The 7,785-nt window shown below is 66.9% G+C and carries 4 protein-coding genes; 1 reads left to right on the plus strand and 3 read right to left on the minus strand.

Features of this window, described 5'->3' with window-relative positions; genetic code table 11:
* Positions 1–338: 338 nt before the first annotated feature.
* The 3 genes from F9K34_RS15305 to F9K34_RS15315 form a co-directional block, all read right to left on the minus strand.
* Positions 339–1,094, minus strand: coding sequence for a hypothetical protein (locus F9K34_RS15305; protein ID WP_291337988.1), 756 nt, complete (start codon positions 1,092–1,094; stop codon positions 339–341).
* Between the two features lie 226 nt (positions 1,095–1,320).
* Positions 1,321–4,662: a carbamoyl-phosphate synthase large subunit gene (carB, locus tag F9K34_RS15310; RefSeq protein ID WP_291337989.1), complete on the minus strand. Its 3,342-nt coding sequence runs from the start codon at positions 4,660–4,662 to the stop codon at positions 1,321–1,323.
* Between the two features lie 74 nt (positions 4,663–4,736).
* Positions 4,737–6,023 carry a glycosyltransferase family 87 protein gene (locus F9K34_RS15315; protein WP_291337990.1) on the minus strand — a complete coding sequence of 429 codons (1,287 nt, stop codon included), beginning with the start codon at positions 6,021–6,023 and terminating at the stop codon, positions 4,737–4,739.
* A 176-nt stretch (positions 6,024–6,199) separates the two neighbouring features.
* Here F9K34_RS15315 and aspS point away from each other — a divergent pair.
* A partial coding sequence (aspS, locus tag F9K34_RS15320) for an aspartate--tRNA ligase (RefSeq protein ID WP_291337991.1) occupies positions 6,200–7,785 on the plus strand: 1,586 nt, incomplete at its 3' end.

Raw genomic sequence — 7,785 nt, forward strand, 5'->3', positions numbered from 1 at the left:
GTTCACACTTCGGGTCTATGTGTGGGGGCTGGAGGGCCACCCGAAGGATCGTGAAGGCGGGCGTCCGGTGGACGGTCGCGGGCGTCCGTTTGCCCGGACCTGCAAGGAGGTGGCAAGGGGGTGGCCGCCGGCGCCGTGGGTTCGGAAATCGGGACGCGGCTGCCTGGGGTGAGACCGGATCAGAAACGCTCCGGTGGACCGTTTACCGGTCGAACGCCCGCCCGCATCGGGCGGGCAGGGGCGCGCGGTAACGCGCCTGCCGGGGGCAGGCAGGCGCGGCCCGATTTGTCGCGGGACAAATCGGGCGGGGAGCTGAGCGTAACGCCGAACTTACTGATTTACGGGCTGCGAAAATCGCTCATGCTAACAGTAATTTGAGGCATTTCCGCACCCGGTGCGCTACCCGGCTGACATTCATTGGCACGCGACGGATCTGGCAACCCAACTGATGGTGAAAGCGTCTGCGACGCATCAGGCTTGAGCATTTCCTCCATCCTTTCAGTTAGGAAGTAGCCCTTGCCACGGATATTACTGACCCCGTTCATCCGCGACATACGTGACGCAAGCGTATTCAGGGGCTCTTTACCGCCGATTTGCACACCCCGCTCAATACAAACCTTGTAAAGTTCGTTCCGGTCCATGGGTCCTTGGGCAACCAGAAGAATTTCACGAACTGCGCGTTCAAATTCGGCGACATCTGCCGTAACTCGACGCTCGGGCGATTCGCCTTGATCGCTAGATTTTGATGCTGGCCTGTTAGGCTTCGGCGACTGATAGTGCTCTCCCGACAGCAACTCTTCAACTTGCCGCTGCAGGGCCTCATGCTGACCAATGACAGCCTCGATCTTCGAAAGGCGCGCAATAAGCTCGCGGCGCTCAGCCTTAAGTCGTTCAATTGGCTCCATTTTTCTCACCGCGCCACTGTCTTCCATTGTCGGCAACGTAGCGCAGGCCGTGCATTTGCGCAAATGAAAAACGTCACATGTCACGTTGACGTTTTCTCCTTGCGGCACGGCCTCGCGAGCCGTATTCTGGCGACACGAAAGGAGGTGAATGATGATCTTGTTGGTCGCCCCAGCCGATGTCACGCTCACGGACACGGCGCGGGCTAAGTAAAAGGCCGCCATTCCTGTGCAGGGAATGACGGCCTAGCGTGGGCCAAAACGTACCTAGCCAACGGCGGTGAGCATATCACCGCCGTTGTGCTTTGTGAACCTGAAATCCGAGATAGAACCGCCGGGGCGCGCAAGCGTGCGCGCCCGTTGACCCCTCAAAACGCTCCACTGGAGTGTTTTGACCCCGGCAGGGCCGGGGTCGCGGTCAACCCTGCAACGTCCGCACCCCGATGCCCTCGCCCCTTGCCTTCATCGCCTGCACCGCGGCAATCGCCCCGGCGGCGGTGGTGAAGTAGGCGATCTTGTCGTAGAGCGCGACGGCGCGGATGGAGCGGCTGTCGTCCACGGCCTGGGTGCCCTCGGTGGTGTTGAAGAGGAGCGCGATCTCGCCGTTCTTCAGGCGGTCGACGATGTGGAGCTTGCCCTCCTGCCGGCCCTCGTAGACCTTGTTCACGGTCTCGGCCTCCACCCCGTGCCGGGCGAGGAAGGCGGCGGTGCCGCGGGTCGCCACGATCTCGAAGCCGAGGGACACGAGGTCGCGGGCGGCCTCGGCCATCTCGGGCGTCTTGTCCATGTCCTTGATCGAGATGAAGACGCGGCCCGCCTCGGGCAGGTGGGTGCCGGCGCCCATCTCGGCCTTGAGGAAGGCGAGCGGGAAGGTGCGGTCCCAGCCCATGACCTCGCCGGTCGAACGCATTTCCGGCCCGAGGATCGTGTCGACGCCGGGGAAGCGGGCGAAGGGCATCACCGCCTCCTTCACGCTGAACCAGGGCGTGATCGGGTTGGCGAGCGTCATCGGATCGGCATAGGGGAGCGGCGTGTCGGGGCCGACGCCGGCGGGGTAGGGTTCGCGCATCGGGAAGGTGGCGAGCGGCTCGCCGGCCATCAGCCGGGCGGCGATGGAGGCGATGGCGCTGTCGGTGGCCTTGGCGACGAAGGGCACGGTGCGGCTGGCGCGGGGGTTGACCTCGAGCACGTAGATCTCGCCGTCCTTGATCGCGAACTGGACGTTCATCAGCCCCTTGACCCTGAGGGCGAGGGCCATGGCGACGGTCTGGCGCTTCAGCTCCTCCACGGTCTCGGGGGAAAGCGAATGCGGCGGCAGGCAACAGGCGCTGTCGCCAGAATGCACCCCCGCCTCCTCGATATGCTCCATGATGCCGGCGACATGGACGTTCGCGCCGTCCGAGAGCGCGTCCACGTCGACCTCGATGGCGCCGGAAAGGTAGCTGTCGAGAAGCACCGGGTTCTTGCCGGAGACATCGACGGCGGTGGTGATGTAGCGGCGGAGCTGGTCCATGTCGCGCACGATCTCCATCGCGCGGCCACCGAGGACGTAGGAGGGGCGGATCACCAGCGGGAAGCCGACGCGTTCCGCGATCTCGATGGCCTGTTCGGCCGAGGAGGCGATGCCGTTGACCGGCTGCTTGAGCCCAAGGTCGTGAAGGAGCTTCTGGAAGCGCTCGCGGTCCTCGGCGAGGTCGATGGCGTCGGGCGTGGTGCCGAGGATCGGGATGCCCTCGGCCTCCAAGGCATTGGCGAGTTTCAGCGGCGTCTGGCCGCCGAACTGGACGATGACGCCGTGGAGGGTGCCGTTCTCCTGCTCCACGCGGAGGATTTCGAGGACATGCTCCAGCGTCAGCGGTTCGAAATAGAGCCGGTCGGAGGTGTCGTAGTCGGTCGAGACCGTCTCGGGGTTGCAGTTGATCATGATGGTTTCATAGCCCGCGTCGGTCAGCGCGAAGCAGGCGTGGCAGCAGCAGTAGTCGAACTCGATCCCCTGGCCGATGCGGTTCGGGCCGCCGCCGAGGATGACGACCTTCCTGGCGGTCGTCGGCCGCGCCTCGCATTCCACGTCGCCCATCGCCGGGACCTCGTAGGTGGAATACATGTAGGGCGTCTGCGCCTCGAACTCGGCGCCGCAGGTGTCGATGCGCTTGAAGACGGCGGTGACGCCGAGCCGGACGCGGGCGCGGCGGACCTGGCCCTCGTCGCGGCCGGTGAGCTGGGCGAGACGGGCATCGGTGAAGCCCATCATCTTGAGCCGGCGCAGGCCCGCCTCGGTCACCGGCAGGCCGTCCTTGCGGATCACCGCCTCCTCGTCGACGATCTCGCGGATGCGGGCGAGGAACCAGGGGTCGAAGGCGGTGGCGTGCTGGATCTCCTCGTCCGTCAGCCCGTGCCGCATGGTCTGGGCAATGAGCCTGAGCCGGTCGGGCGTCTGGCGCGAGATGGCCTTGATGACGGCGGCCTTCTCCGGGGCGCCGGGAATGGCGATCTCGTCGAAGCCGGTCAGGCCGGTCTCGAGGCTGGCGAGCGCCTTCTGCAGCGATTCGTGGATGGTGCGGCCGATGGCCATGGCCTCGCCCACGGATTTCATCGCGGTGGTCAGCTCCGCCTTGGCGCCGGGGAACTTCTCGAAGGCGAAGCGCGGGATCTTGGTCACGACATAGTCGATGGTCGGCTCGAAGCTCGCCGGCGTGACCTTGGTGATGTCGTTGTCCAGCTCGTCGAGCGTGTAGCCGACAGCAAGCTTCGCCGCGATCTTGGCGATGGGAAAGCCCGTGGCCTTGGAGGCGAGCGCGGAGGAGCGGGAGACGCGCGGGTTCATCTCGATGACGACCATGCGGCCGTCCTTCGGGTTGATCGCCCACTGGACGTTCGACCCGCCGGTCTCCACCCCGATCTCGCGCAGGACGGCAATGCTGCCGTTGCGCATGATCTGGTATTCCTTGTCCGTGAGCGTCAGCGCCGGGGCCACGGTGATCGAATCGCCGGTGTGCACCCCCATCGGATCGACGTTCTCGATGGAGCAGACGATGATCGCGTTGTCCGCGCGGTCGCGGACCACCTCCATCTCGTATTCCTTCCAGCCCAGCAGGCTCTCGTCGATCAGCACCTGCGCGACCGGCGAGGCGTCGAGGCCGGAGCGCACGATGGCCTCGTAGTCGTCGCGGTTATAGGCGACGCCGCCGCCGGTGCCGCCGAGGGTGAAGGCGGGGCGGATGATCGCGGGCAGGCCGATCTCGTCGAGGGCGGCCATCGCCTCGGCCACGCCGGCATTGATGTCATGCTTGCCGTTCGGCTTCTTCGGCGCGGCGACGATGGTCGCCTTGGGATTCTCGAGCCCGATCCGGTCCATCGCCTCGCGGAAGAGCTTGCGATCTTCTGCCATTTCGATGGCCTGTCGATTGGCGCCGATGAGCTCGACCTTGAACTTTTCCAACACCCCCATGTCGGCGAGCGCCAGCGAGGTGTTGAGGCCGGTCTGTCCGCCCATCGTCGGCAGGAGAGCGTCGGGGCGTTCCTTCTCGATGATCTTGGCGACGATCTCGGGGGTGATCGGCTCGATGTAGGTGGCGTCGGCCATGCCGGGATCGGTCATGATCGTGGCCGGGTTGGAGTTCACCAGGATGACGCGGTAGCCTTCCTCGCGCAGCGCCTTGCAGGCCTGGGCGCCGGAGTAGTCGAACTCGCAGGCCTGGCCGATGACGATGGGGCCCGCGCCGATGATCATGATCGACCTGATGTCGGTTCTCTTCGGCATGGCCCGGCCCCCGTCTGGCAAATTGTCGGGGGTTATAGACAAGACCGCCCCGGGCGCAAGTCCCGATGGCGGAATCAGGCCCGTGCGCGGCGCGCGGCGGCGAAGATCCCGGCGAGGACCGCGGCCCAGGCGGCGCACATGATCCAGGTATAGTCGGCGATCGGCCAGGGCAGGACGGTGATCGCGGGGAAGACGAAGCTGAGGGACGGCAGGCCCACGAACGCGGCCAGGAACGCGGCCTGCCGCAGCGGCAACAGCGCGAGAAAGCCGGGCAGCAGCAGGAGCGGCACCAGGTAGTAGTGGAGCCAGCCGAGCGGCCCGAGAAGCGCGACGATGATCGAGACGGCGATCAGGCCGAGCCCGCGGCGGAGCGTTCCGGAGAGCGGCCGCAGCACGCGGGCGAAGGCGGCGAGGAGGGCCAGCGCGAGGAGCGTGATCGCAGGCGAGAGCCAGAGGGGAATGCCCTGCTGGTAGACGATGAGCGGATCGCGGACGGGCGGCATGGGCAGATGGCCAAGCGTCGAGCCGAGCGCCACGGCGGCGGTGAAGAGCGAGGTGTTGACGGCGGTCAGGAAGGCCACGCCTTTCACGAGGGCGAGGCTTGCGAGGAAGGCCTGATGCGCGGGCCAGCCGGCGAGCGCGATCGAGAGGAGCCCGAGTGCCGCCCCGGCGAGCGCGAAGGCCAGAACGGCCCGCCGCTGGCCATCGAGGAGGAAGACGAGCACGAAGGCGGCGGGCGTCAGCTTGATCGCGGCGGCGAGGGCGAGGGCGACCCCGGCCGCAACGGGACGGTCCGCGCCCAGCCGCTCGAAGGCGAGGAGCGTCAGGAAGCCCACGGTGATCGTCGGCTGGTTCTGCCAGATCGCGAGATGCGACTGGATGGAGAGGTTGAGGATCACGAGTCCGATCGCCGACCAGACCCACCAGGGCATGGCGGCGGGCTTGAGAATCCGCCCGGCGAGCCAGGCCGAGGCCGCGAGCATCGGGATCTGCACCGCGGCCGCGAGGTCGAGGAAGCCCTGGGGCGAAAGAAGTCCGGCGAGCGGCGCGGCAAGCACCGCCCAGAGCGGCGGATAGACATAGGCATAGGTCGTCTGCCCGGCGATGCCGAGCGCCTGCATCGCCGGGAGCCAGCTTTCGGCCGCGCCGCCGAAGAAGGCCGGTGGCGCGTCGTAGATGAGCGCCCCCTGTCCGCTGTGCCAGAGCCAGCCGGCCATGTAGACGGCCGAGAGATCCTCGGCCCAGCGGCCCCATTGCTGCCAGGTGGTGACGAGGGCCCAGAAGCCGAGCATGGCAAGCGCAAAGGCCCGGTCGCGGGACGGCGTCAGGGCGTAAGGGGCCAAGGCGCGGGCAATGTCCATGTGTCGGGTCCGGGCAATGTCCATGAATTGGCTTCTCGCCCGCCAATCTGGCGGGAATGTGGCGGCTTGGGGGACAATTGCCGACGCGGCCGCCGCCTTGCTCCGCCTTGACTTCGCGCGTCCGAAGCTGTGTATCGGCGCGGACCCGGATTTCGCCCTTCTGAAAGGGGAGCATCATGCACGCCTACCGCAGCCATACCTGCGCCGACCTGAACTCGTCCCACGCGGGCCAGACCGTGCGGCTGGCGGGCTGGGTGCACCGCGTGCGCGACCACGGCGGCGTGCTCTTCATCGACCTGCGCGACCACTACGGCATGACGCAGGTGCTGGCCGACAGCGACAGCCCGGCCTTCGCCGCCATCGAGAAGCTGAAGGCCGAGACGGTGGTCCGCGTCGACGGCCGGGTGAAGGCGCGCGACGCGAGCCTTGTGAACGCGAAGATCCCGACCGGCGAGATCGAGGTCTATGTGACCGACCTGGAGGTGCTGGGCCCGGCCGAGGAACTGCCGCTGCCGGTCTTCGGCGAGCCCGACTACCCGGAGGAGACGCGGCTTGCCTACCGTTTCCTCGACCTGCGCCGCGACAGCCTGCACCGCAACATGATGCTGCGCGCGCGCGTCGTGAAGAGCTTGCGCGACCGGATGTGGGCGCGGGGCTTCACCGAGTTCCAGACGCCGATCATCACGGCCTCCTCCCCCGAGGGCGCGCGCGACTTCCTGGTGCCGTCGCGGCTGCATCCGGGCAAGTTCTACGCGCTGCCGCAGGCGCCGCAGCAGTTCAAGCAGCTGATCATGGTGGCGGGTTTCGACCGCTACTTCCAGATCGCGCCCTGCTTCCGCGACGAGGACCCGCGCGCCGACCGCTCGCCCACCGATTTCTACCAGCTCGACGTCGAGATGAGCTTCGTCACGCAAGCCGATGTTTTCTCGGCCGTCCAGCCGGTGATCCAGGGTGTCTTCGAGGAGTTCGGCCAGGGTCGCAAGGTGGACCCGGACTGGCCGCTGATCTCCTACGCCGACAGCGCGCTCTGGTACGGCACCGACAAGCCGGACCTGAGGAACCCGATCCGGATGCAAGTCGTCTCCGACCACTTCCGGGGATCGGGCTTCGCCATCTTCGCGAAACTTCTGGAGCAGGAGGGGACGCAGGTCCGCGCCATCCCGGCGCCGAAGGGCGGCAGCCGCAAGTTCGCCGACCGGATGAATGCCTTTGCCCAGAAGGAAGGGCTGCCGGGGATGGGCTATATCTTCTGGCGGAAGGCCGAGGACGGCACGACCGAGGCCGCCGGCCCCATCGCCAAGGCGCTGGGTGCGGAGGCGACCGAGGCGCTGCGGGTGGAACTTGGCCTTGGTGTCGGTGACGCCGTCTTCTTCGTCGCCGGCAAGCCGGAGCAGTTCGAGCCGGTCGCGGGCCGGGCGCGGATGGAGATCGGGCGCGAGCTGGGACTGGTCGAGGAGGGCGTCTTCAAGTTCGCCTGGATCGTCGACTTCCCGATGTACGAACGGGACGACGAGGGCAAGATCGACTTTTCCCACAACCCCTTCTCGATGCCGCAGGGGGGAATGGAGGCGCTTTCCGGCGACCCCCTGAAAGTGCTCGGCTTCCAGTACGACCTTGCCTGCAACGGCTATGAACTGGTGTCGGGTGCCATCCGCAACCACAAGCCCGAGATCATGTTCAAGGCCTTCGAGCTGGCGGGCTACGGCCGGGACGAGGTGGAGAAGCGCTTCGGCGGCATGGTCAAGGCCTTCAAGTACGGCGC

The organism is Albidovulum sp. (assembly GCF_008933605.1).
In the GTDB taxonomy this organism is placed as follows: Bacteria; Pseudomonadota; Alphaproteobacteria; order Rhodobacterales; family Rhodobacteraceae; genus Albidovulum.